Source organism: Leptolyngbya sp. PCC 6406 (genome assembly GCF_000332095.2).
Taxonomy (GTDB): domain Bacteria; phylum Cyanobacteriota; class Cyanobacteriia; order Phormidesmidales; family Phormidesmidaceae; genus PCC-6406.
This window is the reverse complement of record NZ_KI913949.1, coordinates 448,050-473,361: the sequence shown is the minus strand read 5'-3', so window position 1 is coordinate 473,361 and position 25,312 is coordinate 448,050. Positions and strand designations below refer to the sequence as shown.

The following is a 25,312-nucleotide window of genomic DNA, read 5'->3' as shown; positions in this document are numbered from 1 at the left end:
TGACGCAGAGATTTACCTAAAAAAACGATAGTTTAGAAATCCTTCGGAGCATCAAGTATTAAATACTACAAACTGCGTCTACTAGAATACGGGGCTTCTACCCCTAGACTGCACTAGCATCCACACCATAGACCAAGCTCTGGGTGGACGCTGGTGGGGACGGTTCCTAGTCAACGATCGAGGTATCGGTCTCTTTCCTGAATTCTGGGACAATGGCGGGCATGGTTTTGGAGGGTAGCTCGTGGCAAAAGCAACACAGGTAATTGGCATCGACTTGGGGGGCACCGCCATCAAGTTGGGGCAATACACGGCGACGGGAACCTGTCTCCGAACCTTAGTTGTGCCGACTCCTCAGCCCGCTACGCCCGATGCGGTGTTGCAGGCTATGGTGGCCGCGATCGCACAATTAGATCCCCAGAGGGCAGCCCAGGCCATTGGCATTGGTACCCCCGGCCCCGCCGATGGGGCCGGACGTATTGCCCGCGTCGCCATCAACTTGGCCGGTTGGCGAGATATTCCTCTGGCTGACTGGGTAGAGACCCACACCCAGCGCCCTACGGTGCTGGCCAATGATGCCAATTGTGCTGGTTTAGGAGAAGCCTGGTTGGGGGCGGGAAGACGGTTTCAGGATTTAGTGGTGCTCACGCTGGGTACCGGGGTTGGGGGTGCTGTGATTTTGAATGGAGAGCTGTTCGTGGGACGGCTGGGGGCAGCAGCGGAGCCCGGTCTGATCACCCTCAACCCCGATGGCCCCCCCTGCAATAGCGGTAACCGGGGATCTCTGGAGCAATATTGCTCGGTGCAGGCGGTGCGGCGAGATAGGGGCTGCGAGCCGGGGGAGTTGGCGGCTCAAGCGGCGGCAGGGGATGAATCTGCGATCGCATATTGGCAGCAGTATGGCCGTCACTTGGGAGCGGGGCTGACGAGTCTCATTTACCTGCTGACGCCAGAGGCGATTATTCTAGGGGGCGGCATCAGTGCCGGGGCCGAGTTATTCCTACCCACAGTTCTGGCGGAAATTGAGCAACGGGTACTCCCCAGTTCCCGAGAAGGGCTCCAGATATTAATTGCGGAACTGGGAAACCAGGCGGGAGTAGTGGGAGCAGCGCGGTTGGCCCTGCAAACCCATCCCTAGTCTCCCGAAGGATTCGTCAAGATATGGTTATATTTTGTATGGGTTGCCCAATTAAGGTCCGACTCAGTAACGACACCTGGTGAACGCATGGGGAACGCCTATAAACGGGTATTGCTAAAGCTCAGCGGCGAAGCGTTGATGGGTGATTTGAGCTATGGCATTGAGGCTGCGGTGGTACAGTCCATTGCCCAGGAAGTGGGGGAGGTAGTGCGCCAAGGCGTCCAAATCGCCATCGTCGTCGGGGGAGGCAACATCTTTCGCGGCATCAAGGGGGCATCAGCGGGAATGGACCGCGCCACCGCCGACTACGTGGGCATGTTGGCCACCATCATGAATGCAATGACGCTCCAGGATGCCCTAGAGCAACTGGGCACCGTAACTCGGGTCCAAACCGCCATCTCTATGCAGGAGATAGCTGAGCCCTATATTCGCCGTCGGGCCATTCGCCATCTAGAAAAAGGTCGGGTGGTAATTTTTGGGGGCGGATCCGGTAATCCGTTCTTTACCACCGACACCACGGCGGCGCTGCGGGCGGCGGAGATTAACGCCGATGTCGTCTTCAAGGCGACCCAGGTAGATGGCGTCTACGACTCAGACCCGAAGTTAAATCCAGAAGCCAAGCGGTTTAGCAGCCTCACCTACGGCCATGTGCTCAGTCATGACCTGCGGGTAATGGATGGCACTGCGATCGCCCTGTGCAAAGATAACAACATCCCTATCATGGTGTTTGACCTATCGGTGCCTGGAAACATCTGTCGGGCCGTGATGGGGGAATCCATCGGCACAATTGTGGGAGAGTCTTGTGAAATTAGCTGAACTCAGTGATATCGAAGAGGCTATGGCCAAGGCGGTAGAAGCCACCCGCCGCGCCTTTAATACCATTCGCACGGGCCGGGCCAATGCCTCCCTTTTAGACAAAGTCATGGTTGACTACTACGGCTCTCCGACGCCGTTGAAGTCCCTGGCTAATATCAACACCCCAGACGCCAGCACCCTCAGTATTCAACCCTTTGACCCTAGTTCTGTAAGCGCCATTGAAAAGGCGATTTCCCTCTCAGACATTGGCCTTACGCCCAACAATGACGGCAAGATTATTCGCCTGAATATTCCTCCCCTGACCAGTGAGCGGCGGAAGGAATTCGTCAAGGTAGCCTCTAAGTATGCCGAAGAGGGGCGGGTGTCTGTCCGTAATGTTCGGCGAGAGGGCATTGACCGCTTTCGCAAACAGGAGAAAGACAGCGAGATTTCTGAAGATGAGTCTCGCGATCTTCAAGAGCAGGTCCAAAGCCTGACGGATAAATACGTCGCCCTGGTAGACCAGGCGTTTGCTGACAAGGAAAAGGACATCATGACTGTGTAGTGGTGTGCCCACAAATAGGGGGGTCAACGTAAGCCGAGACAATATTGCTTCCGAGGAATTTAGGAGTCAGGAGTCTCATGGATTCTCAATATCTGACACCTGACTCCTCCCCAGGAGATTTGTCCCACTTTGAGTTGATACCCCACAAATAGAGTTCCATCTGTAGGGGGGTGATGGGGTGGGGGTGGGGGCGCGGTTTCCGCGCCCAATGCAGGATGCCGCCGTAGGGGTGTGGGGTTTCTTGCCCAATGCAGGATGCTGCCGTAGGGGCAATCCCTTTTGCCCTTAATCCACAATAAGCCAAGAAAATGCAGACTATCCCAGGGTCACTTCAGGGTGCTGGGTCAGAGTGCTGGGGACTCGGGAGGCGAGAATCAGCGATCTCACTAGCATTAGACCGACGAGGGCAAGCCACAGAAGAGGGGGAGAGTGCCACCATCGCCCCAGGAGTGCCAGCGGCAAAAATCCCACCAACGTCGCTAACACCGTGGAAAGTCGCAACCATTTCCCTGCGGTCAGGCCCAAGAAATAGCCGTCTAGCATAAATGCGATCGCGCCTAATCCCAGTACTGGCACCAGCCACCAGCCATACTGTTCTACCGTCACCAATACCGCCTCATGGTCCGTCATTAGGCCAAACAGCGATCGCGGCCAGAGGGCAAACCCCAGGGCAAACCCGAGTCCTACCACCAGACTGAAGCCACCCCCCATTTCCAATAGCCGTCGCAACTGCTGGTAATCCTGCGCCCCCCAAAACTGGCCCGCAAAACTCTCCGTCGCAAAGGCAATACCATCCACCACATAGGAGGTCAGGGTGAACACCTGCAACATCAGGGCATTGGCGGCTAGAACCGTGGTGCCCAGGGTGGCACTCCAGTGGGTAAAGAGGGCGAAACTCATCACCAGAACAAAGGTTCGGATCAAAATATCCCGGTTAAGGCGCACCATGATGCCCAGGGCTTCAGGTTGCCACAGATCCTGTCCCAGGGTGCGCCATTCTCGCCAAGGCAGCGATCGCCCCAGGTAGATCATCCCCACCCCCAGCATCAGATACTGGCTCAAGCTCGTTGCTACTCCGGCTCCACCACTGGCCCAGCCCAGCCGTTGGATAAACCAGTAGTCGAGAATAATATTGCTGCCATTCGCTACGACAGAGAGTACGATCACCCGGCGGCCCTGGCCCAGCCCCAGCATCCAGCCCAAAATGACAAAGTTCAGCAGTACCGCTGGAGATCCCCAGATGCGACCATAGTAGAAGGCTTCACCCGCTTGCCGCAGGTCGGCATCGCCCCCCAATAGTCCAAATCCAACCACGCGAATGGGTTCCTGCAACAGCAGCAGGGCGAAGCCGATGGCTAGGGCCACCAGACCATTGCGCACTAACACCAGATAGACATCGAAATAGAGATCGGTGCGATGGCCTAAAGATCGACCCAGAGGGCCATCGCGACGCCCCTGGGCTTGGGCCGTGAGCCCGGTGGTTCCCATCCGCAGGAAGCCAAAGCTCCAGTACACGACGTTGAAAATTACCGTGGCCAGCGCCACGCCCCCCAGGTGATGGATCTCCGCTAAATGGCCCAGGAAGGCGGTGTCAATGATGCCCGCCAGCGGCACCATCAGGTTGGCAATGATATTTGCGATCGCAAGGCGACTAAAACGAGACAGCAATGTCCCCGAAGTCAGGTTGATATCCACAGGCTCCCCATGACAGACTCCCTTTAGCCAAGCAGAACCCTGCTCCTTCTGGATACTAGCCCGCAAAAAAGAGCGCAAAAAAAGGGGGGCTAAGCCCCCCTTTTTGGAGTGTCGAGATGGGTTGGGACGATTAGCTCTGGGCTTACTGCTTGCGCTTGAGGGATGCTGCCGCACCGCCAACAGCCACTAGACCCAGAAGAGCAGCGGGTTCAGGCACCGGCTTCGGACCGGGATCCACTGGTCCACGTTTCACATAAACCGAAAAATGAGAGAGACCAGGCTCAGCTTTACCGCTACCCGTCAAAACCCCCTTTGTATCCCAAGCTAGGTTCTGTCCATCTCCCAGTTTGGAAAGGTCTTCAAACACGTAAACACTGTAGGTGGGGCCACCTTTGATGGCAACTGCCAACTCGGTGATACCTTCGCTTACAAGCTTGGAAATATCAATATCCCAGGTACCAGACTTAGCTTTATTATCAGCTTGTTGAACATCTAGGTAGCTAGCGCTACCGCTGCTGTCATCCACCTTAGAAAGGAATGTCCATGCAGGATCCTTGAGTACTGATTGCACAGCGCTAGCACTATCATTGCCACTCACAGGACCAACACAGAAATTGGCTAAGGTGCCTAATACACTGTCTTGACAAGAAACTTCAGAACTAGATCCACTACTTGAGCTTGGACCTTTATCCTTACCTTTCCCATTTGCCCAAGCAGGGGCAACGGCAGAAGCTGCCAGGGCAAACCCCAAACCCAGGGCAATGAATAACTTGGACGATTTCAACAGCATTCCGAACTCCTACAAGTAAGCCTCAGAAGTTTCCGAGATGCACTTACCCTTGTCAGTCCCAAGGTAACGGCCCCATCACGGACAGCCAAGGGGATATCCCTGATATTCATGGAAACTTTAAATAAGCAGGGAGATTGTGTTCATCTCATAAACAGCGCTCTTCAGCGCCCCCATCAATGACCCGTAAATCCCCTTAAAAGTGCCCCAAAGTGCCTGCGGAATTCCTCTCCTAGACAAGATTGCCTCTGTGAGGCCACTTATATTTCCCATGGCTACCCGATGGCAGACCCGCAAAAGAGTTCGTCCTAATCCCAGGGTTGCGAATATTTATTGCCCTCCGACAGAAAATTTGTTGACATTTGCTTGTCACGCAGGCATTTTGCCTGCGGCCAACTAGTACAACTAGGCTGAAATAGGCTTGCTACTCTGTCGCACCAGCCCAACATTTTCCGGTCCCCTCTCTGGGAGAGGGCTAGGGCTTCGGCGTAAGACTTCGGCGTGAGCTCAGTCGAACGCTCAGCCGAACGGTGAGGGGTCGAGGTGTACCACGATAGAACGGTTAGAGTATTTACGCCGCACAGTACTAGTACTGGGTGGCTGAAATGACCTTACCATTGAGAGGTAGGGTAAAGAGGACTTTTCTACAATGGCTAGACTGACTGCCGCCAGGCTCACTTTGAGCGAAACGGAGCGGAGCGACTTAGAGCAATTGATTCGACGTCAGCGGACGTCACAGCAGCTCGCTTTGCGCGCCAAGATTATCCTCACAGCTGATGAGGGCAAAGGCCATGGCGAAATCGCCCGAGACTTGGGGGTCAGCAAAGAGATGAGTCGCCGCTGGCGGGGGCGTTGGCTGGAGTTGAGTCAACAACAGGTCGCTGTGGAAGAGCGCCTACAGGATGTCCCTCGTCCCGGGGCTCCGGCTACCTTTAGCCTCGAACAAATCACGCAACTCTATGCCCTAGCTTGTGCACCGCCCGAGCAGTATGGCCGCCCCATCAGTCATTGGACCCCTGGAGAACTGGCCGATGAACTGAGCAAGCAGGGAATTGTCGAGAGTATCAGTCCCCGTCATGTGGGCCGACTGTTGGCCGAGGCTGACCTCAAACCCCCCCAGAGCCGTTACTGGCTCTCCCCCCCCCCGACCCTAACTTCGAGGACAAAGTCAAAGACATTTGCCAGGTCTACGAACAGGCTGCCACTCGTGCCGAACACGGCGAGCTGACCTTCAGCCTGGATGAGATGACGGGAATCCAGGCTCTGGAACGGACGATGCCTGACATCGCCATGAAGCCGGGACGCTGTACCCGCATTGAGTTTGAGTATATTCGCCATGGCACTCAAACCCTGATTGCCTCATTCAATGTCGCTACCGGACAGGTGGATCAGGCCACCGTGGGAGACACCCGCACCGAGCAAGACCTCGAGAGTCACCTCAGAGCCTTACTGGCCCAAGTTCCAGATGCCTCCAAGATTCATCTGGTCATGGATTGCCTCAACACTCATCAATCGGAATCTCTCGTCCGACTGGTGGCGGAACGCGAGGAAAAACCGATTCATCTGGGCCAGAAAGGGAAGACGGGCATTCTCCTGTCTATGGCGACCCGAGCGGCGTTCTTGAGCGACCCCAGCCATCGACTGGTCGTTCACTTCACCCCCAAGCATTGCTCCTGGCTCAATCAAATTGAGCTTTGGTTCTCCATCCTGGTACGTAAGCTACTCCGACGTTCGAGTTTTACCAGTCAAGCCCAACTCAAGGCGAAGATTTTAGCGTTTGTCGATTACTTCAATCGCACCATGGCTAAGCCCTTCAAGTGGAACTACACGGGTAAGCCCTTGGTCGCATAAATGCCTTGGCCACTTCCGCCAAGCAGTACTAGGGGCTGTGGACAATCAAAGCCTGATTCCTGGTTATGGGCGGTTACAGCCCCCAGCTTGCTTCAGTCGTGCGGGCGTGGTTATGCCTACCCCTCAAGGGTTTCCTCGTTAATTTTCCACACATCCTCGACTTCGAAGAGCTTAGTCGAGCAAAGCTGGCGCGACAGTAGGGGGACTTACGTTGCCCAGTGCTAGGCTTTCCCCTCAGGGGTAGCTGGAGATTTACCCGTCAGACGCTGCCAGACCATCTGGAGGCCCAGGAGCAGGAGGCCCAGGGCGGCGATTCCAAAAACACCCGTGCCCATGGCCACAACGCCCAGCACCAGGGTCCGCACGGCAGCAGACAGGTTGACCACGGTAACGTTGTCGGAATGCACGGGTTTATTAGCAAAGGTAAGGGCGATTCCCGCCAGCATTCTATAGAGCAGTAGGGCTAACGTCGTGGCGATGCCCGATCCTAAAAATGCCCGCCCAATCCGGCTCCAGGTGGAATTCAGCGCAATGGCTCCCTGGGGCGGGTCTGGGACAATCCCATCCGGTGCTGCCCCATTTTGGGACTTTGGGGTCTGGGGTGTTGAGACAGGGTCAGGCATAGATGGGGGGACTCACTTGGCGGTGAAGCGTATCCCTCAGTGTCCCAGACCCCACTCAGGGATTCAACCCCAGGGCTGGGCCTTAGTGATCTGCGGGGTAATGGTGTACCAGGTGGCCAGGTTTCGACTTCGCTCAACCTTCAGTGATCGAGGGCTGAGCGGAGTCGTTCGCGTAGCGTCTCCCGAAGGGAGAAAGCCCGATCAGCGGGTACCTTATTTTTCCGCGAGTCCCTTACTGTTGGGCTGGGGGCGTGGAGGCTGTTGGTGTGGGTCGCTGCCGCCAACGGCGAAAGCCCAGGGCTACCAGCAGAATTCCCCCCCAGTAGGGACTGTAGGCCAATAGCCACAACCCCAATCGTAGGAGTCCTAGGGAGACTGTTCCCATGGAGTGAGTGGCGGCTTGCCAGGTGTGGGCCAGGGTTTCTGATACGGGATCTGTTAACGGCACCGGGGAGGTCGCCGTGGCTAAGGTGAGGGAAATGGTGGAGAAAGCCACCTGGTTGCGGAGGTTTTGCACCTGGGCATCGGTGCGCTCAATCGCCTCGCGCACTGTGCTCAGTTCCCGCGAGACCTCTAGCACCTCAGAAATAGAGCCCGATCGCTCCATGATCGCCAGTAGGGCGGTTTCGGACTGGCGCAGGTTTCGCACCCGAGCCTGGAGATCCACCAGTTGATTGGAGACATCCTCTGCCGTGAGACTCTGCTGCTGAACCGTACCCAAATCCTTCAAGGCAGCAAGGGTGGAGGATAGGTTGGCCTCTGGTACCCGCAGTTCTATCTGGACTTGACGGGCTTGATTCGCTGCCGCTGTGCCCGCATCTGAGAGCTGGAGAATGTCCCCCTGCTGTTGGGTCAGTAGCCCTTCAACTGTTGCGATCGCAGTTTCCAAATCAGCAATTTTCACAGTCAGACTGGCCCGCTTCACCAAACGGGGAGCCTGCTGGGGCACCGTGGCGGTATTCGCCAACTGGGCCACCGCATCCCCTGGGGCCGTTGGTGCAGCGGCTTCCTGATCTACAGGGCTAGCCCCGCCACTGGGCTCAACGGAGTAGGATTCTGCGACCTGATCAGATGAGTTCAGGATGGGAGCTGCTCCACACCCTGCCAGAAGACAAAGACTTAAAATACCAGCCCATCGAGGGGCAGCGGTACTGACAATAAACCCGGCCATTACTATCACCATCCATGTCTGGGGTTGATGCCTCCAGTATGGACAGGACCTCCCAGGGCCGGGATGAAGTTGCAAATATCGTAACGGGATTAAGCGTCAAAACCTTTACAGAGTATTAGCCTGATTTTTGTTTGTCAGATTCTTGGAACAGCACAACTCGCTTCTTTGCTTTCTTGGCTTTATACATTGCGGTATCGGCATTTTTGAAAAGAATGTTGGCCGTTTCGCCATCTGTGGGATATATAGCAATACCGATACTGGCTTTTATAGAAAAAGTATTCCCATTAAACTCGAAGGGTTCGGCAATCCGATCTATCATCTCCTCTGCAAGGGAAGTCACGTCGGCTTCTTGCTTAACTTTCAACAACAGGCAAACAAATTCGTCGCCTCCCCAACGACTGACCCTATCTTCACCTCGGACAAAAGTTTGCAAACGGTTTGCCACCGTCAGGAGTACCTGATCTCCCGCATCATGACCATAAGAGTCATTAATGCTCTTGAATTTATCTATATCAATAAATAGAACGGCGAGTTTCCAACTGTGTCGCTTTGCCTGAATCAATCCGTGGTCGAGACCCTGTTCAAATAACACACGGTTTGGAAGTCCGGTGAGTGCGTCCTGAAGCGCAATTTTCTGCGCTTCTTCTTCTTTTTGTTGAGATTTCGATAAATCGACACGCACTTCGGCCAACTCGGCCTTCGTATCGGCGAGTTCAGATTCTATAGTTATTCGGTCAGCCAACTCTTTGGCCAGTTTGGTGTTAACTCGCTTCAAATCGACTGCTGCTTTTGTAACCTTCTGTTCAATATTTTCATTCTGAGTGAGAGCCTGTTTAATAACCTGGACAGGAACCTCTTCTTGATTAAGAGATTCATTTACTGATGTGAGTTCACTGGCAGCATTTTTGACAGTTTTTTTGATTTTTTCATTTTTCCTCAGCACGTGTTCAAGCGATGCTTTCTTGGCGGACGCGCTTTTGTTTGCATCTTTTGGTTTCATAAATCTCTCTCTTTGTATAGAGCAAGCTAATGGTGCCCATCACCCGTCCTATATAAGCTCTGCTACTGGAGCGGTCATAAACCGACGCTCACGATCGGTAGCATAAGCAATAGATGCCTTTAAATCTTCTCGTGTCAGATCGGGGAAATTATCGAGAATTTCCGCTTCGGTCATCTCGAAAGCTAGGTACTCAAGCACTTCATAAACCGTAATCCGCAAGCCACGTACACAAGGTTTACCCTTGCGTTTATTTGGTTCGATTGTGATGTAGTTTCTGTAGTTCATAATTGAAATTATTGATTGGCATTATGTTCTTGCCGTTTATACAATCTTAGACTAAGGTTTCTGGTTTGGCTCTGTCATCCACTGGGCAAGTTGAATCACAACACCATCTGGAAATGCGTCAGCCTAACTCCCCGGTATGAGCGATTAGACAGAAAGATTCAGTATAGTCAGGCGTTCAGTTTGTTGGCGAGGCTGTTTAAGGTTTGTTTCCTGCCTTCGTTGGTGAATTACGCTTGACGCTGCACTCGGCTCTGTCTGGGCACCTTCCCAGCAGGGCTCTGTCTCCTCCAGGCGGTAGAGCCGCCCAGATCGGCTACCAGCCAGAGGCTAGGAGCGAGGGACAGAGTGAAGTATGCGCCTATTTCTGCCATCCAGTACTAGGAGCCAGAGAACCTAATACAATTGAGCCATTATCCTTAAGCCACCACATTTCAGTTATGGATTGGGCAGGGAGTATTCGTGCTAGTACCGTGATTTTTGCCAGCTTTATGGCCTCTTTTGCCACAGCGGCGTACACCTTAGCTGCTCACGTTGCCTCAACACACTACTGCTGTGCAAGCGCAGCCCGGAGCAGTCGTTAACTTAACGAAGCTGGCGGAAAAAATTGGGGTGGTAAATCAGGGAACGACTGTGAATCAGACAAATAATTTCTCGTTTTAGTCTCTAAATAACATCGTGCTTCTCACAGAACGATATGGTACAAATCACGATCGCCATTTCTGATGACCTTGCCCAACACCTTCAGCAGGTTCAAGCCCAACTGCCTCAGGTGCTAGAGCTGGGTTTGCAGGAGTTTCAATCTCAGCAACGACAATCCAATTTTCTGGATGCGCAGGACATTATCAGCCTCCTTGCCAGTCAGCCGACCCCAGAGCAAATTCTAGCCATTCGTCCAAGCCCGGAGTTTCAGGCACGAGTCAGCGATCTGTTAGCCCAAAGTAAAAGCGGAACACTTTTTGCCAAGGAAGAAGCCGAGCTAGAGCGATATCTCACCCTGGAGCATTTGGTGCGTCTCGCCAAAACCCACGCTCTAGCCAACTTCAGTTAAATCATCCCGATCGCCTGCAAGAGCGTGAACGACTCATCGCGATCGCCCAATATCCGTAGATCAGAAATAGAGCCATGACAGAACCGTTGGCGAATAAAATCGGGGTGGTGAATCTAGGGACGGTCTATGGTCAGACCAATAACGTCACCATCCATGAAGCGCAAAAAGTAGCATTGATTTACAGCGACCCGGTGCCTGACCTGCGGTTTTTTTAGGGACGGGACGAAGAAAAAGAGCTGGTTCCCCGCCTGTTGCGGCATTTGCAGCAGAAATCGTCCGTTGAATAAGTGGCATCCATCCAGAAATAGAGACACTATAAGGTGTCTTTTATCTGCGGAGGGTTGGTGCCATGGTCTCTGTATCGCTTCGGTCTTGGACTACGCTGCTGCCGATGTTGAGTCTATCACTGGCTACCCCGATCGCTCTGCTGCTACCAGCACCAGCCCAGGCGGAGGAAATTGCAACAGATACCGAAGCGGCAACTAATAGACTCGCTGAGGGCGATCGCCTCCTAGAACTTGGCACTCAATATTATCAAGATAATCAATTTTCTGAAGCACTTCAGACCTGGCAACAGGCACTAGATGCCTATCAAAATTCAGAAATTCAGGCTTACTTTCCACGGTCCAGTCAAATTGGTCAAGCAGTTGCTAAAGTTGGTATTGGATTAGTCCATCGCAACGAAGGACAGTACAGCACGAGTATTTCATACTACACCAGTGCTCTTGAAATTTTTCAAGATTTTGTCATTCCCTCAGTTCGTTCCGGCATTGCTGTTGTTCGAGTTCGTAGTAGTTGTAATGCCTCGGTTGCCGTTGAAACCAGCTTCCACGAACAAGACTTAATTAGATACATCAAAATTTTGACTGAATTATTTCAGGCAAATGAAAGCTATGTACATCGCAATGGCGACATTGAATTTTACGAAGATCTATCTGCCCTGGAAGCTGATATCTTTATCTGGATAGGAACTCGGCTTTATAATCAATATGATTGTCAAGGAGCATTCGACTTCTATGTTCATGCACTCAAAAGAGTTTTCAATCAAAGGAGATACGAGGAAATAAGCTCACTGCTTCGATTGACTTTGCGCGCTAGCTCCACATCAGAAAACTACGATCTTCTGCTGGAGATGAGTCAAGAAATTTTTCAGATCTCTAAAAATCAAAATGACGACAATCTAAAAAAGACATTATTCGACTTTCTTGAATCAATTCTTGCAAATCATTCACTGTATCAGCAAGCCGTAGGCACTAACACTTTAGAATCCTGGAATAAAGCAGTCGCAATACTGCGTATTTTTTATTTTGCAGAAAGCAATATAAATGGCACCCCCAAGCTGTTTACTATAGAAAGATTGGGTGTTTCCAGCTATTATCTTGGTCGTTACGATGCAGCTCTTGATTTTTATCGAGAAGCATTGGATCTTGCTTCCACTAGAGAAGTGTCTGATCGTTTGGACTTGGTAAGACATGATGACATTGACCAATTCAGGGCCATGCAGTTCAACCACATGGCTCTGGTTTATAGAGCGTTGGGCGACCATAGTACTGCTCAAGCTCTTATTGATCAAGCTCTCTTAATATTTGAGGGGACTTGTCCGGGGAATGATTGCCCTACTGAAATTCGTTCAATAGCTTACTCACTTGGCTATCAAGGACTAATTTTACTTGACTTAAATCAATGCAGCCAAGCCTTAGAGATTTTGGAGACTGCAAATACTTTGCGTGGTGGATTTGTCCAGGATTCTTGGTGGGAGCCAGCCCATGAAATCATGGTCGGAACTGTTCAGACCCATGCTTGCCTAGAAAATTATCAGGATGCGATTGAATCCCTTGAAGATTTGATCACTTCTCTCCGAGAAGCTCCCCATACACTCGAAGATCAAATTGCTTTTATGTATAACGATTTAGCCTCTTTCAAGCTTGAGTTAATGGATTTCGAGGAGAGTATCCGCTTAAATCAGGAGGCTCTTCTAATACATCGGTCATATTTGAGTAAGGAAGGTGAGGCGGCTTCTCTGGCAGGAATTGCTGATGCTTTGCGGCGGCAGCTTGATCATAAGTTGGCTATTGTTTTCTACAAGAATGCTATCAATATTTGGGAAGAGATTCGAGCTGCTAATCGCCCGCTTACTCCTGGCTTACAGCAAGCCTACGTTTCTACTATCGCCAACAACTACCGTGCCCTGGCTGACCTGCTGCTTCAGCAGAATCGGGTGCTGGAGGCGCAGCGGGTTTTGGACTTGCTGCGAGTGCAGGAACTAGACGATTACCTGGGGGGCGTGCGCAGCAATGCCCAGACCCAGAGCGGCGTTGACCTACGGGGGGCAGAGACCGAGATTAGTAACCGCACCGTGGCCATTGGCTACCAGTTGGCGCAGTTGCGGGCGATTCCCTTCGGGCAGCTTTCCGAAGCCCAGCGACAGCAACTGGCGGCGTTGGATACGCAGCAGCAGCAGCAGATCCAGGACTTTCGGGGATTTATTACCAGCCCTGAGATTCAGAGCCTAGTGGCCCAACTGGCCCCAGGAAACCAGAGCCAGGATTTGCTGGCGGAACTGGAGAGTTTTGTGAATCTGCAACAGAGCCTCGCAGCGCTAGATCAGAATGCGGTGATGATCTATCCCGTGATTCTGCCGGATCGGTTGGAATTGGTGCTGCTCACCCCCTTCAGCGAACCAGCCCGCTACCCCGTTGCCGTCAGCCAGGGAGAGTTGAACGAGGCGATTCTGGCGTTTCGGCAAGCCTTGGATGATCCCTTCAGCGATCCCCGACCCATTGCCCAACAGCTTTATCAATGGCTGATTGCCCCCATGGCCGACGACCTAGCCGCCATTGGGGCCGAAACCCTGCTCTACGCCCCCGATGGAGCACTGCGCTACATCCCCCTAGCGGCGCTCCACGATGGGGAACAATGGCTGGTGGAGCAGTATCGCATCAACCACATCACCGCCGCCAGTTTGCAAAACCTGGGACTGCTTCCCAACAGCCAGCCCCAGATCTTGGCAGCGGCCTTTAGTCAGGGCTTCTTTGAGTTTCAGGTGGGACAGCGCTCTTTTTCCTTTGGGGGGTTGCCCTTTGCCGGGGTGGAGGTAGAGAACTTGGCGGCGGCTTTCCCTGGCACCACGACGTTCAACAATGACGAGTTCAGCCGCTCCGTGGTGGAACTGGCTATGGATAGCCATACCATTGTCCATCTGGCTACCCATGCCGCCTTTGTCCCCGGTGCTCCTTGGGATTCCTTCATTTTGTTTGGCAATGGCGATCGCCTCTCACTGCAAGAGATTCGAGATACCTGGCAGGGGCGCTTTAACCGGGTAGAACTGGTGGTGTTGAGTGCCTGCGAGACGGGGCTGGGGGGAGATGCCCTGGGCAGTGGGGAAGAGATTTTGGGGTTTGGCTATCTGATGCAGGCGGCGGGAGCGCGGGCTGCGATCGCGTCCCTATGGCAGGTCAACGATGGCGGCACTCAGGTCTTGATGAACGCCTTCTATGGGTATCTCGACCAGGGTATGAGTAAGGCGGAAGCCCTGCGCCAAGCCCAGGTGGCCTTGATTAGTGGGGATTTTACCGCGACCAGTGGCCTGGATCCCAGGGGCTCGATTGAGGTGGTCAGTAGCCGCCATCAGGGATTACCGGCAACTGTTATCAATAACCTGACCCATCCCTATTACTGGGCACCCTTTATCCTGATTGGGAATGGGTTGTAGTTATCGCCTTTTAGGCGAAGCCCGATGGTAGGGGAGGTCCAATTAGGGGTAGAGATCAAATAACGTGGGATAGCCGTCCCGGCTGTCCAAGGTCAGGCAAGATGCCTGACCCACAAGAATTGCAAATTAAAGGATCCAGGTTCCTTAGCCGAACTTGCTGTTGGGCAGAGGATCCAGGTCAAAGAGGGTGTGCAGAATGTGCATGGCCTGCTGTCGGGCTTCGATATCCCGCTGTGCCCGCAGTTGCACCATGGGGTCGTGGAGAATCTTGTTGACGATGCCTCGGGTAAGGGCTTCCACGACCTCTTGGTTTTTCCCGGCAAACTCATTGCCCATGCGAGAAAGTGCCTTCTCTAGCTCCTGCTTACGGATTGACTCCACCTTGTTTCGCAGGCTACTGATGGTGAAAACCGTATCCAGGGAACGCCACCAGTCGATAAAGGCTTCCACTTCTTCCTCCAGTAGCGCCTCTGCCTCCATGGCCATACGCCGACGGCTCTCTTGGTTTTGGGCCACCACCGCCTTGAGATCGTCCACATTGAAGGCTTGTACTGCCTCCAGTTCGTTGACATTGGTGTGGACGTTGCGGGGGACAGCAATGTCAAACAGCATCAAGGACTGTTTTGCGCCTAGCAACGGCTCTAGGGTAGCTCGGTCGAGAATAGGCTCCGTTGCCGAGGTGCAGGTGAAAACCACATCGGAGTTGCACACTGTCTCTACCATGGTGTCGAGGGTGCCCGTTTGGATGCCCGCTCCGTTGAACTGGGCCGCCAGTTCATCTGCCCGTTGGAGAGTGCGGTTGAGGATGGTGATCTTGCAGGAATCCTTGGCCAGAAGGTGTTGCACTAACAGGCGCGCCATTTTCCCTGCCCCTAGAATACTGATGCGACAACCCTCTAGGTGGGGGACTTTCATTTTGGCTAGCTCCGCAGCAGCGGAACTAATAGAGACCGCACCAGTGCCAATACTGGTTTCAGTGCGGACCCGTTTGCCTGCGGAGATAGACTGCTTCAAGAGCTGGTTGAGGATGCGGCTGACACCCTTGTGTTGTTGACCCAGTTTATGGGCGTGCTTAACCTGGGAGAGGATTTGCCCTTCCCCAAGTACCAAACTGTCGAGGCCCGCTGAGACCCGCATCAAGTGCATGACGGCGTCTTGGTGCAGGAGGATAAATAGGTGTTCTCGGAGAGCTGCTAGGGGCACTTTGCCGTAGTCGGAGAGAAACTGGGTGACGGCCCGTACGCCCTGCTCAGTTTCCTGGGTGACGATGAGGATTTCAAGACGGTTGCAGGTGCTGAGAATGGCAACTTCGTCGATATGGGGGGAGCTGGTGAGTTGGGCGATCGCTTCTCCGGTTTGAGGCGTGGGAATGCTGAGTTTTTCGCGAACTTCTACCGGGGCAGTTTTATGGCTCAAGCCCACAACAGCAATATTCATGTGTCCTCCCAACTAAGGTTTTTTGTTATCCAGCGAATGAAAAGGGGATGGTAGCTGAACCTATCTGACGATGATCGGTTCCCTCACCAGCATTTCTGAAGTTAAATAACAACGCTAGCGGGACTCAAGGAAACTCAACAAAAGTCCATCAAGCCTAACCTATACCCACAAAATAGGGATGACGCGATGGCCCTCTGGGCCGGTCTTTAGACCATCGCATCATCCCTATCAGTAGGCGGACTAGTACTGGGCGGCGGAAATACCCTGGCCGTTCCATCGTGGCACCCTCGGCCCCTCACCCTCTCCCTCTCCCAAGGGGAGAGAGGACCGGAAAAGGTTGGGCTGGTGCGACAATAGTGGGCTGATTTACGCCCTGCGGTACTAGGTAGACCTTCTCAATTTCCAGGGTGGTCCCTGTTTAGGACGATTGCCCTGGATTGAGTAGGCATCTCCTAGGGGTGGATAGCTGTGCACTTCGGTAGGGGTGTCCACTATCTCAGTTGCAGCAATTTGGGTTCTTCTACCATGTGGATGGCATCCACAAAGCGGGCGGTCTTGGATTGGCTAGAAATAACCAGACTCTGGGTCCGGACACCCCCATGGAAGAATCGAACGCCCTCCATTAGGGTGCCGGGGGTGATACCCGAGGCGGCAAAGAGAACCGTGTTACCGGAGGCCAGTTCCTCACTTTCGTACACCTTGTCCGGATCGGTGATGCCCATTTCCGTTAGGCGGGCAATGTTGCTCTCTCGACTTTCCCCAATCAGCCCAGTTTTGACCACGGCAGGGTCGTAGATGAGCTGGCCCTGGAAGTGACCACCTAGGCAACGCATGGCGGCAGCGGAAATGACCCCTTCCGGTGCTGCCCCAATGCCCATTAGGGCGTGGGTATTGGTCCCAGAGAAGGCACAGGAGATGGCAGCGGACACATCGCCATCAGAAATTAAGCGTACCCGCGCCCCAGCGTCCCGAATTTCTTTGATTAACTCGGTGTGGCGATCGCGCTTCATGACCACCACTACCAGTTCATCAATGGCGCGGTTTAGGCACTCGCCCAAAATTTTCAGATTTTCGGTGGCGGATTTACGAATGTCCACCTTGCCTTTAGCCAAGGGAGGGGCAGCTAACTTCTTCATATAGAAATCAGGAGCGTGGAATAGTCCCCCCTTTTCGGAAATCGCCAATACCGCCATGGCACCGGGCTGCCCGTAGGCACAGAGATTGGTGCCTTCACAGGGGTCAACGGCGATGTCGATCTCCATCAACTCATCAGGGTTGCAGTAGGATGTGGCATCGGGTTGCGTACAGATGCCCACTTCTTCGCCGATGTAGAGCATGGGGGCGTCGTCCCGCTCCCCTTCCCCAATGACGATGCGGCCCCGCATGTGGATTTGATTCATGCGTTCCCGCATGGCTTCCACTGCGACCTCATCCGCCGTGTTTTTGTCGCCCTTACCCATCCAGCGCGCAGACGCGATCGCAGCTTTTTCAACGACTTCAATAATCTCTAATCCTAGGGTGCTCTCCACGGCCTCTATCCTCCAAAACTGCCCAATTCTCGTGGCTTTGACCTGTCTTCTCTCAAGATTTAAGTCTATCAGACGGTGGGATCGGGTTGAGGTATTGGGCTGGGGGAGTGGGGAAATCTAAAATCCAGTTGCGCAAAAACACCATCGCCTGCGTCTGTCCCTTAAACTGCATGTCGGAGAGCATTCCCCCAGCCGTTTTACGATTTAAGAGGACCGCTTTAGATGGATTCCACAGCACTGTGGCAGCGCTACCAGGACTGGCTCTATTACCACCCAGGGTTGGGGCTCTATCTGGATATCAGTCGGGTTCGCTTTGATGATGGCTTTGTGGCTCAGATGCAGCCCAAATTTGCCCAGGCATTTGAAGCGATTGCGGCTTTAGAAGGGGGTGCGATCGCAAACCCAGACGAAGGGCGCATGGTGGGCCACTACTGGCTACGGGATGCAGACCTCGCCCCAACCCCTGACTTAAAACAAGACATCCTCAGTACCCTAGACAAGATTGAAACCTTCACCAAACAAATCCATACCGGTAATATCTATCCCCCCGGCCAGGAACATTTCACCGATGTCCTATCTATTGGCATTGGCGGATCGGCCCTAGGCCCCCAGTTCGTCTCTCAAGCCCTGAGCGGGGTTAAACCCCTACTGCGGTTGCACTTTATCGACAACACCGACCCAGCCGGGATTGATCACGTCCTAGATAGCTTGGGTGATCGCCTTGCCACAACCCTAGTCCTCGTCATCTCTAAATCCGGCGGCACCCCCGAAACCCGCAATGGCATGGAGGAAGTGAAGCACCGCTTCCAGCAGCGGGGACTCAACTTTCCCCGCCAGACGGTGGCCGTTACCGGCCTAGACAGCAATTTAGCCCAACGTGCCCAGGCCGAGGGTTGGCTGGAAACCTTTCCCATGCGCGACTGGGTGGGGGGACGCACCTCAGAACTCTCTGCTGTGGGGCTGCTCCCTGCTGCCCTAGAGGGGATCAATATTCGGGCCATGCTGGCGGGGGCCAAGGAAATGGATGAGGCCACCCGTATTCCGAACCTGAAGCAAAATCCCGCTGCGCTCTTGGCCCTGAGTTGGTATTACACGGGCAAGGGAAAAGGGGAAAAGGACATGGTGTTACTGCCCTACAAGGACAGTCTGCTGCTGTTTAGCCGCTACCTCCAGCAACTCGTGATGGAGTCCCTGGGCAAGGAGACCGATCTAGACGGCAACGTCGTTCACCAGGGCATCGCTGTCTACGGCAACAAGGGCTCCACAGATCAGCACGCCTACGTGCAGCAACTGCGGGAGGGAGTCAATAACTTCTTTGTCACCTTCATCGAAGTGCTGCAAGACCGACAAGGCCCGTCCCTGGAAATGGAACCGGGGGTCACCGCTGGCGACTACCTTTCGGGGCTGCTCCAGGGCACTCGGCAAGCGCTGTATGACAACCAACGGGATTCTATTACCGTCACCATTCCAGCGGTCACACCCCCCATAATTGGAGCCCTGATTGCCCTTTATGAGCGAGCTGTCAGCCTCTATGCCTGCCTGGTGAATATCAACGCCTACCACCAGCCCGGTGTGGAAGCTGGGAAAAAGGCTGGTGCCTCCATCCTGGCCCTACAAAACCAGATCCTGTCTGTCCTTCAGGCCAGTCAGGGATCCCTGTCCCTGGGGGAACTGGTGACCCAGGCCCAAGCCCAGGATCAGATCGAGACGGTGTATCGAATTCTGCGGCATCTAGAAGCCAACGATCGCGGAGTGCAGTTGCAGGGAGAGCGGCAACGACCCATGACAATAACGGTAACCTACCGAAAATAGCTAAGTTACTTTAACTTCTGCTCCGGAAGCTCCCGAGTAGAGGTGCAGCCCTTAGCCTATAGTTAGGGAATTTTTTTGCCCATCTGCTGCATTCTGGCCAAACTTCATGCCGCTGACCATTCTCGTTGTAGAAGACGACGAGGGCACTCGTCTCTCCATTCAGGGTTATCTAGAGCTAGAGGGCTATTCTGTAATGACCGCCAAGGATGGCTGGGATGCTCTGGAACGGGTGGAAACCCTCCAGCCCCAGCTCATCATTACGGACATCACTATGCCGCGTCTGGATGGGTATGCCTTGCTGAAATCCCTACGGCAGCGTCCTGCCTGGCGACTATTGCCTGTGGTGTTTTTGACCGCCCACAGTGAAACCCGAGAACGGGTGCGGGGATATCAAACCGGCTGTGATGCCTATTTAGAAAAGCCCTTTGAGCTAGATGAGCTAGGGGCAGTGGTGCGGAATTTACTGGAACGATCGCAGTTGGTGCAAGCGGCTTTATTGCAGTACAGCCTTGCTATTCAGCCCTCTCAAGCTGCCTCCAGTGCTCCCGATCCCCTTGCCCATACCTTGGAGAGAAACTTAGCCTTTACGGCACGGGAGCATAGTGTGCTGGATCTGCTGTCGGAGGGGCTCTCGAATGCCCAAATTGCCGATCGGCTTTATCTCAGCCCCCGCACCGTAGAAAAACATGTCAGTAGTCTTCTGCGCAAAACTGACACCACCAATCGGGCAGAATTAGTGCGCTTCGCCATGGATCACCATCTGGTGGATTAGGGATCTAAATTTAGGGGACAGGGGAGAGGGGACAGGGGACAGAGGCAGGAATACTGAGCTCGGTAGAACTCCACTAGAGAACGCCGACCTTGACAGGGCGGCGTTCTCTAGTGGAAGTAGTTCTGATCTGGGGCTAGCGCTGATCGGAGGTGGCAGCAGCTTCGGCTACGGACTGGGATATTCCTGAGGCTATGGCGGTTTTGGCATTGGCCTCACTCGCTTCCTGGGGCGGACAGCGCTTCGAGAACCCCCAGGCAAACAACAGACCAATCGCCGCCACCATAGCCCATTCGGGGGGAACCCAGTCGGGATTGATTACCCGCACCAGCAGGCGTACCCCAACGACGGCTACGGTGACAAAGCCGGCGTCTTCTAAATACTCAAACTCTTCTAACCAGCGGATAAAAAGCCCTGCCATGAATCGTAGGGTGACGACACCGATGGTGCCCCCCAGAAGTACGACCCACAGATCACGGGACAGTGCGATCGCAGTAGTGACACTATCCAGAGAGAAGGCTAAGTCCGTCATGGCAATGATGGGAATGGCTTGCCATAGGGACGCAAAGCGAGGGCCATGGTGATGGTGTTTATCATCCACAGCCCCCCGAAAATGCTGATATACCAACCACAGTAGGTAAGCAGCCCCCATCACCTCAAACTGCCAAAACCGGAGAACCCAAGTGGCGGTCAAGATCAGCGTCATCCGCAACCCAAAGGCAATTACCAAGCCAATGTTGAGGGCACGCCGCTGGAGAACCTCTGAATCTAGCCCCTGGGCAATCGCGGCTAGAGCAATGGCATTATCGGCAGACAGCACCACTTCCAACGCGATTAGGACTGGTAGCAATAGCAGGGTATCGACCCCGATATTGGAGGAAAAGTTAAGGAGTTGATCCAGCATTCCGGTGGGCCTTGATCACAGTGGGTGTTTGTTGATGAATGGGGTAGGGAACTGAGGATTTTAGAATGGGCTCGGTAGATCCTAGGGTTGAGCCCATGGTGAGCCTGGGGCTTTCCAGGTTTTGCGCTCCAATCTGCCACCATACCTCTAAGGTAAAGGAATCTGGACATCTCTCCCAGAGTTCTGGCAGTACGTATGACAATGGCTTCTCCATGGCAACGATTTCGCGATCGCTATCCCAACGGGGCATTGATCAGCGAACTCCTAGGCATTCACAATAGCCAATTTCTGGTTCGGGTCGAATTGCGACAGTACAGCCCCACCGCTGTGGTGCTGGCCACGGCCCTGGCGGCAGATAGCCACCTAGAAACCGCCGAAGACAAAGCCCGCCACCGGGCTCTGGAGATGCTAGGACTAACCGCCGAATTCGCTTTCTCTCCTGCAACCCTACCGTCTGTGCCGGAAAGATTGTCCCTATCGCCGCTGAAGCCACCCCTGACATCCCTAGACCCCCTACCGTCTCCAGAGGCAGTACCCTCTTGGCCAGAGGAGGATGGGATGCCGGTGCCACCAGAATCCTTCGCCCCAGTGGTTCCCATGGCGATTGTACCGCCGCCCCCGAAGTCCAAGGCCAGCCCTCCCGAAGCGACCCAGATTCCGGCCCAGAACTCAAATCCAATACCCACTCAGACTCCAGATCAGGCCACAACTCCCAAAACCGCGATGGCCCCTTTGGGCCGGTCCCTAACCATCCCAACTGCCGTCACGAAACCGCCAGAACTGCCAGAATCCCCAGCAGCATCAGAACTGCCTGCCCATCTGTCATCCCCTGCCCCTGTTGACCTTTCAGATGTGATTGCCCAAACTGGGGTTGAATTGCAGCGTCTCGGATGGTCCGTCGCCGAGGGGCGGGAGTACCTAGAGGCCACCTACAATAAGCGATCGCGCCATGATCTCAGTGACGAAGAACTACTGGAGTTTTTGCTGTACCTGGAAACCCTCCCCAGTCCAGGCACGGAAGCCTGAGGCCAGGAAGATGCTAGAGCTTCCAACGCCAAGTTCTTCTCTCCCTGATTTTTCTGCCCGTTACTTGCCAAGTCGTATGGCTAATCCGATAGTGTGGATGTACCGTGCAGGCCACCACATTTGAGGACAGATAGCCATGGCGACCCAAGAGCAGCTCATCCGCAATGCTCAGATTGTGATGCCCTCCGGGGAGGTGGAGCTTGGAGATGTGCGGATTGTGGGGGATCGTATTGCCGACGTGGGATCCGTAGGGACAGTGACAGCGAGTTCGGATGCTACGGATATTGATGCCACGGGGTTGTTGCTGCTGCCCGGTGTGATTGATCCCCAAGTTCATTTCCGAGAACCGGGGCTGGAGCACAAGGAAGACCTACACACCGCCACCCGTGCCTGCGCCAAGGGCGGAGTCACCTCTTTTTTGGAAATGCCCAATACGCGCCCCCTGACCATTACCCAGGAGGTGCTGACGGCTAAGTTGGCCCTGGCGGCAGAGAAATGTCTAGTGAACTATGGCTTTTTTATTGGGGCAACGGCGGAAAATCTGCCAGACCTCCGCACTGCGAACCCCACCTGCGGCATCAAGATCTTCATGGGATCTAACCATGGAGCGCTGTTGGTGGATACGGAGGCGGCGATTGAGCCTATTTTTGCCACCGGCCATCGCCTGATCGCCGTCCATGCGGAAAATCAGGCCCGGATTCTGGCTCGCAAGCAGCAGTTTGCTGGCCAGACGGACCCAGCGATCCATTCCCAAATCCAAGATTGCCAAGCAGCCCTAGAGGCAACCCAACTGGCGCTGAAGCTGTCGAAGAAATACCAGCGGCGGCTGCATATTCTGCATCTTTCTACGGGTATTGAGGCGGACCTGCTGCGGCAGGACAAGCCCGCCTGGGTGACGGCGGAGGTGACGCCCCAGCACTTGGTGCTGAATACCGATGCCTACGGCACCATCGGTACCCTGGCCCAGATGAATCCGCCCCTGCGATCGCAGCAAGATAATGAAACTCTGTGGCAGGCGTTACTGGATGGGGTGATCGACTTCATCGCCACGGACCACGCTCCCCACACCCTAGAGGAAAAAGCCAAACCCTACCCCCACAGTCCTTCTGGAATGCCGGGGGTAGAAACCTCTCTGCCCCTGATGCTGACCCAGGCCAAGGCGGGCCGCTGCACCGTGGCCCAGGTGGCCCACTGGATGTCTGCCGCCCCTGCCGCCGCCTACGGCATTGCCAACAAGGGCAAAATCGCACCGGGCTACGATGCGGATCTGGTGCTGGTGGACTATGAAACGGTGGCTCCCGTCACCCGCCAGGGATTGCAGACGAAATGTGGCTGGAGCCCCTTTGAGGGCTGGCCCCTGACCGGATGGCCGGTGATGACCTTGGTGAACGGCCAAGTGGTCTATAACCGGGGCCAGTTTGACCTATCGGTGCGGGGACGTGCCCTCAGTTTTGGGGACAACTGAGGGGGACAGGGGTGACGGCATTAAGGAAACCGGATCCTTGTAATGTGCAATTCTTTTGGGTCAGGCATCTGGCCTGACCGTGGACAGCCGGGACGGCTATCCCACATTATTTGATCTCTACTCCTAAAGGAATGCTTCATCCCTGGGAATAGGCTTAGGCCAGATTCGGTGACCGCCGATGCCAGTCGGTGGCCTGCTCATAGGTATAGCCCACCTCAAACAGCACATCTTCCCGCAGCACATTGCTAATCAGTTGTAGGCCGATGGGCATTCCCCCCCGGTCGAAGCCACAGGGAAGACTCATGCCCGGTAGCCCTGCTAGGTTTACGGGAATTGTCATGAGGTCCGACAGATACATGCTGAGGGGATCATCCACCTTTTCCCCCGCTTTGAAGGCGGTAGTGGGGGCGGTGGGACACACCAACACATCCACTTGCTCAAAGGCCCGCTCAAAGTCCTGCTTGATCAGGGTACGAACCTTTTGGGCCTTGAGATAATAGGCGTCGTAGTAGCCTGCCGATAGGGCATAGGTGCCGATCATGATCCGGCGTTTGACCTCGGAGCCAAACCCCTGGGCGCGGGTTTTGCTGTACATGGACAGCAGGCTGTCGTTATCCGCCCGTAGGCCATACTTGACGCCGTCATAGCGGGCCAGGTTTGAGGAGGCTTCGGAGGGGGCAATGATGTAGTAAGTGGGCACCCCGTAACGAAACTGGGGGCAGGAAATGGGGACTACCTCTGCGCCTAGGGCTTCCAGTTGCGCGATCGCAGTTCGCACCGCAGTTTCCACCTCTGGATCGAGCCCTTCACCAAAGGTTTCTTGAATCACCCCTACCTTGCGTCCCTTGCAGTCGAGACCCGGTTTCAGCGCCGCCGTATAGTCGGGAATCTTGACCTGGAGACTGGTGGAGTCGCGGGGATCATGACCCGCGATCGCACCCAACAGGATGGCGGCATCCTCCACGGTGCGGGCGAAGGGGCCAATTTGGTCTAGGGAAGAGGCATAGGCTACGAGGCCATAGCGGGAAACCAGGCCATAGGTGGGTTTCAGCCCCACGACACCACAGAAGGCCGCAGGCTGGCGAATTGATCCGCCGGTGTCAGACCCGAGGGCAATGGGGGCTTCATCCGCCGCCACCGCCGCCGCCGATCCCCCGGAGGAGCCGCCCGGAACACGGGAGGGATCCCAGGGATTCCCCGTCACCTGGTAGGCGGAGTTTTCCGTAGAGCTGCCCATGGCAAACTCATCCAGATTGGTTTTGCCCAGTGCGATCGCACCTGCCGCCGCCAGCCGCGCAGTCACCGTCGAACTATAGGGGGGGACAAACCCCTCTAGTACCCGCGAGCCGCAGGTGGTGGGAATTCCCTGGGTACAGAGGTTGTCCTTGAGGGCAATGGGAATCCCTGCGAGGAGGCCCACATCATCCCCAGCGGCAATTTGGGCATCTACCCGCTGGGCCTGGGCTAGGGCTTGGTCCACCGTCACCGTCAAAAAGCTGTGGAGGGTTGGCTCTAGCTGCTCAATACGAGTCAGATAGGCTTGGGTGACTTCAACGGCGGAGCGTTCCTTTTGCACCAGTTGGCGGTGTAGATCGCGAATCAACGACATAGATCTGCCTTTTCAAATGCCTTGTCAAACAGCGGAATAGCGCAGGGGAATCGGGAACCGAAGTCCCCGTCATCAAGGTACCAGCCTTAGCGGT

Annotated in this window: 22 protein-coding genes; 12 read left to right on the top strand and 10 right to left on the bottom strand. The window is 54.6% G+C overall.

Annotated features, from left to right (window positions below; all coding sequences use genetic code 11):
* Positions 1-241: 241 nt before the first annotated feature.
* The 3 genes from LEP6406_RS0202175 to frr all read left to right on the top strand — a co-directional run bounded on the left by LEP6406_RS0202175 (position 242) and on the right by frr (position 2,495).
* Entirely contained in the window at positions 242-1,135 is an 894-nt protein-coding gene (locus tag LEP6406_RS0202175) for an ROK family protein (RefSeq protein ID WP_008308237.1), read from the top strand.
* A gap of 87 nt (positions 1,136-1,222) precedes the next feature.
* Complete coding sequence (gene pyrH, locus LEP6406_RS0202170; RefSeq protein ID WP_008308239.1) at positions 1,223-1,951, top strand: UMP kinase; 729 nt, start codon at positions 1,223-1,225, stop codon at positions 1,949-1,951.
* 22 nt (positions 1,952-1,973) lie between these two features.
* Positions 1,974-2,495, top strand: coding sequence for a ribosome recycling factor (frr, locus tag LEP6406_RS0202165; RefSeq protein ID WP_036028999.1), 522 nt, complete (start codon positions 1,974-1,976; stop codon positions 2,493-2,495).
* A gap of 315 nt (positions 2,496-2,810) precedes the next feature.
* Here frr and LEP6406_RS0202160 read toward each other — a convergent pair whose 3' ends face one another.
* Positions 2,811-4,190, bottom strand: coding sequence for an MATE family efflux transporter (locus tag LEP6406_RS0202160; RefSeq protein WP_008308243.1), 1,380 nt, complete (start codon positions 4,188-4,190; stop codon positions 2,811-2,813).
* Positions 4,191-4,332: 142 nt separating this feature from the next.
* Complete coding sequence (locus LEP6406_RS0202155) at positions 4,333-4,980, bottom strand: PEP-CTERM sorting domain-containing protein (RefSeq protein ID WP_008308245.1); 648 nt, start codon at positions 4,978-4,980, stop codon at positions 4,333-4,335.
* A gap of 646 nt (positions 4,981-5,626) precedes the next feature.
* Here LEP6406_RS0202155 and LEP6406_RS0202145 point away from each other — a divergent pair.
* Positions 5,627-6,205, top strand: coding sequence for a helix-turn-helix domain-containing protein (locus tag LEP6406_RS0202145; RefSeq protein ID WP_027268760.1), 579 nt, complete (start codon positions 5,627-5,629; stop codon positions 6,203-6,205).
* A 17-nt stretch (positions 6,206-6,222) separates the two neighbouring features.
* Complete coding sequence (locus LEP6406_RS0202140; protein ID WP_027268735.1) at positions 6,223-6,828, top strand: transposase; 606 nt, start codon at positions 6,223-6,225, stop codon at positions 6,826-6,828.
* 221 nt (positions 6,829-7,049) lie between these two features.
* On the opposite strand, the gene LEP6406_RS0202135 is transcribed toward LEP6406_RS0202140, so the two are convergent.
* The 4 genes from LEP6406_RS0202135 to LEP6406_RS0202120 form a co-directional block, all read right to left on the bottom strand.
* Positions 7,050-7,451, bottom strand: a complete 402-nt coding sequence (locus tag LEP6406_RS0202135) for a DUF3082 domain-containing protein (protein ID WP_008317085.1) — start codon at positions 7,449-7,451, stop codon at positions 7,050-7,052.
* A 232-nt stretch (positions 7,452-7,683) separates the two neighbouring features.
* Complete coding sequence (locus LEP6406_RS26285) at positions 7,684-8,622, bottom strand: DUF4349 domain-containing protein (protein ID WP_008317088.1); 939 nt, start codon at positions 8,620-8,622, stop codon at positions 7,684-7,686.
* A 115-nt stretch (positions 8,623-8,737) separates the two neighbouring features.
* Positions 8,738-9,622, bottom strand: a complete 885-nt coding sequence (locus LEP6406_RS0202125) for a diguanylate cyclase domain-containing protein (protein WP_008317091.1) — start codon at positions 9,620-9,622, stop codon at positions 8,738-8,740.
* 48 nt (positions 9,623-9,670) lie between these two features.
* Positions 9,671-9,907: a DUF433 domain-containing protein gene (locus LEP6406_RS0202120; protein WP_008317094.1), complete on the bottom strand. Its 237-nt coding sequence runs from the start codon at positions 9,905-9,907 to the stop codon at positions 9,671-9,673.
* 694 nt (positions 9,908-10,601) lie between these two features.
* Between LEP6406_RS0202120 and LEP6406_RS0202115 the strand changes: the two genes are divergently transcribed.
* The 3 genes from LEP6406_RS0202115 to LEP6406_RS35090 all read left to right on the top strand — a co-directional run bounded on the left by LEP6406_RS0202115 (position 10,602) and on the right by LEP6406_RS35090 (position 14,667).
* Positions 10,602-10,955: a hypothetical protein gene (locus tag LEP6406_RS0202115; protein ID WP_008317096.1), complete on the top strand. Its 354-nt coding sequence runs from the start codon at positions 10,602-10,604 to the stop codon at positions 10,953-10,955.
* Between the two features lie 74 nt (positions 10,956-11,029).
* Positions 11,030-11,170 (top strand): hypothetical protein, encoded by a 141-nt coding sequence (locus tag LEP6406_RS32560; RefSeq protein WP_008317099.1) that lies wholly within the window; start codon positions 11,030-11,032, stop codon positions 11,168-11,170.
* 134 nt (positions 11,171-11,304) lie between these two features.
* The gene (locus tag LEP6406_RS35090) at positions 11,305-14,667 is read left to right on the top strand and encodes a CHAT domain-containing protein (protein WP_008317101.1); all 3,363 of its coding nucleotides are present in this window, start codon (positions 11,305-11,307) and stop codon (positions 14,665-14,667) included.
* Between the two features lie 144 nt (positions 14,668-14,811).
* On the opposite strand, the gene LEP6406_RS0202100 is transcribed toward LEP6406_RS35090, so the two are convergent.
* The gene (locus LEP6406_RS0202100; protein ID WP_008317103.1) at positions 14,812-16,104 is read right to left on the bottom strand and encodes a glutamyl-tRNA reductase; all 1,293 of its coding nucleotides are present in this window, start codon (positions 16,102-16,104) and stop codon (positions 14,812-14,814) included.
* Positions 16,105-16,595: 491 nt separating this feature from the next.
* Positions 16,596-17,633 carry a class II fructose-bisphosphatase gene (glpX, locus tag LEP6406_RS0202095; protein WP_008317105.1) on the bottom strand — a complete coding sequence of 346 codons (1,038 nt, stop codon included), beginning with the start codon at positions 17,631-17,633 and terminating at the stop codon, positions 16,596-16,598.
* Between the two features lie 222 nt (positions 17,634-17,855).
* On the opposite strand from glpX, the gene LEP6406_RS0202090 reads away from it, so the two are divergent.
* Positions 17,856-19,445 (top strand): glucose-6-phosphate isomerase, encoded by a 1,590-nt coding sequence (locus tag LEP6406_RS0202090; RefSeq protein WP_008317107.1) that lies wholly within the window; start codon positions 17,856-17,858, stop codon positions 19,443-19,445.
* Positions 19,446-19,551: 106 nt separating this feature from the next.
* Positions 19,552-20,217: a response regulator transcription factor gene (locus tag LEP6406_RS0202085; protein WP_008317109.1), complete on the top strand. Its 666-nt coding sequence runs from the start codon at positions 19,552-19,554 to the stop codon at positions 20,215-20,217.
* Between the two features lie 133 nt (positions 20,218-20,350).
* On the opposite strand, the gene LEP6406_RS0202080 is transcribed toward LEP6406_RS0202085, so the two are convergent.
* Positions 20,351-21,118, bottom strand: a complete 768-nt coding sequence (locus LEP6406_RS0202080; RefSeq protein WP_008317111.1) for a TerC family protein — start codon at positions 21,116-21,118, stop codon at positions 20,351-20,353.
* 201 nt (positions 21,119-21,319) lie between these two features.
* Here LEP6406_RS0202080 and LEP6406_RS0202075 point away from each other — a divergent pair, with 201 nt between their 5' ends.
* Together LEP6406_RS0202075 and LEP6406_RS0202070 are read left to right on the top strand one after the other, a co-directional pair.
* Positions 21,320-22,144 carry a hypothetical protein gene (locus tag LEP6406_RS0202075; RefSeq protein ID WP_008317113.1) on the top strand — a complete coding sequence of 275 codons (825 nt, stop codon included), beginning with the start codon at positions 21,320-21,322 and terminating at the stop codon, positions 22,142-22,144.
* Between the two features lie 136 nt (positions 22,145-22,280).
* A complete protein-coding gene (locus LEP6406_RS0202070) occupies positions 22,281-23,609 on the top strand; it encodes a dihydroorotase (protein WP_008317116.1) in 1,329 nt (442 codons plus the stop codon).
* Positions 23,610-23,763: 154 nt separating this feature from the next.
* Here LEP6406_RS0202070 and gatA read toward each other — a convergent pair whose 3' ends face one another.
* Positions 23,764-25,218 (bottom strand): Asp-tRNA(Asn)/Glu-tRNA(Gln) amidotransferase subunit GatA, encoded by a 1,455-nt coding sequence (gene gatA, locus LEP6406_RS0202065; protein ID WP_008317118.1) that lies wholly within the window; start codon positions 25,216-25,218, stop codon positions 23,764-23,766.
* Between the last annotated feature and the right edge of the window lie 94 nt (positions 25,219-25,312).

What these genes read in the sequence shown, in the direction of transcription:
- LEP6406_RS0202135 (WP_008317085.1), bottom strand. Translation starts at nt 7,451, where the DNA reads ATGCCTGACCCTGTCTCAACACCCCAGACCCCAAAGTCCCAAAATGGG.
- LEP6406_RS32560 (WP_008317099.1), top strand. Translation starts at nt 11,030, where the DNA reads ATGACAGAACCGTTGGCGAATAAAATCGGGGTGGTGAATCTAGGGACG.
- LEP6406_RS0202120 (WP_008317094.1), bottom strand. Translation starts at nt 9,907, where the DNA reads ATGAACTACAGAAACTACATCACAATCGAACCAAATAAACGCAAGGGT.
- LEP6406_RS35090 (WP_008317101.1), top strand. Translation starts at nt 11,305, where the DNA reads ATGGTCTCTGTATCGCTTCGGTCTTGGACTACGCTGCTGCCGATGTTG.
- pyrH (WP_008308239.1), top strand. Translation starts at nt 1,223, where the DNA reads ATGGGGAACGCCTATAAACGGGTATTGCTAAAGCTCAGCGGCGAAGCG.
- LEP6406_RS0202100 (WP_008317103.1), bottom strand. Translation starts at nt 16,104, where the DNA reads ATGAATATTGCTGTTGTGGGCTTGAGCCATAAAACTGCCCCGGTAGAA.
- LEP6406_RS0202155 (WP_008308245.1), bottom strand. Translation starts at nt 4,980, where the DNA reads ATGCTGTTGAAATCGTCCAAGTTATTCATTGCCCTGGGTTTGGGGTTT.
- LEP6406_RS0202115 (WP_008317096.1), top strand. Translation starts at nt 10,602, where the DNA reads ATGGTACAAATCACGATCGCCATTTCTGATGACCTTGCCCAACACCTT.
- LEP6406_RS26285 (WP_008317088.1), bottom strand. Translation starts at nt 8,622, where the DNA reads ATGGCCGGGTTTATTGTCAGTACCGCTGCCCCTCGATGGGCTGGTATT.
- LEP6406_RS0202125 (WP_008317091.1), bottom strand. Translation starts at nt 9,622, where the DNA reads ATGAAACCAAAAGATGCAAACAAAAGCGCGTCCGCCAAGAAAGCATCG.
- LEP6406_RS0202080 (WP_008317111.1), bottom strand. Translation starts at nt 21,118, where the DNA reads ATGCTGGATCAACTCCTTAACTTTTCCTCCAATATCGGGGTCGATACC.
- frr (WP_036028999.1), top strand. Translation starts at nt 1,974, where the DNA reads ATGGCCAAGGCGGTAGAAGCCACCCGCCGCGCCTTTAATACCATTCGC.
- LEP6406_RS0202145 (WP_027268760.1), top strand. Translation starts at nt 5,627, where the DNA reads ATGGCTAGACTGACTGCCGCCAGGCTCACTTTGAGCGAAACGGAGCGG.
- LEP6406_RS0202070 (WP_008317116.1), top strand. Translation starts at nt 22,281, where the DNA reads ATGGCGACCCAAGAGCAGCTCATCCGCAATGCTCAGATTGTGATGCCC.
- LEP6406_RS0202090 (WP_008317107.1), top strand. Translation starts at nt 17,856, where the DNA reads ATGGATTCCACAGCACTGTGGCAGCGCTACCAGGACTGGCTCTATTAC.
- LEP6406_RS0202140 (WP_027268735.1), top strand. Translation starts at nt 6,223, where the DNA reads ATGACGGGAATCCAGGCTCTGGAACGGACGATGCCTGACATCGCCATG.
- LEP6406_RS0202085 (WP_008317109.1), top strand. Translation starts at nt 19,552, where the DNA reads ATGCCGCTGACCATTCTCGTTGTAGAAGACGACGAGGGCACTCGTCTC.
- LEP6406_RS0202075 (WP_008317113.1), top strand. Translation starts at nt 21,320, where the DNA reads ATGGCTTCTCCATGGCAACGATTTCGCGATCGCTATCCCAACGGGGCA.
- gatA (WP_008317118.1), bottom strand. Translation starts at nt 25,218, where the DNA reads ATGTCGTTGATTCGCGATCTACACCGCCAACTGGTGCAAAAGGAACGC.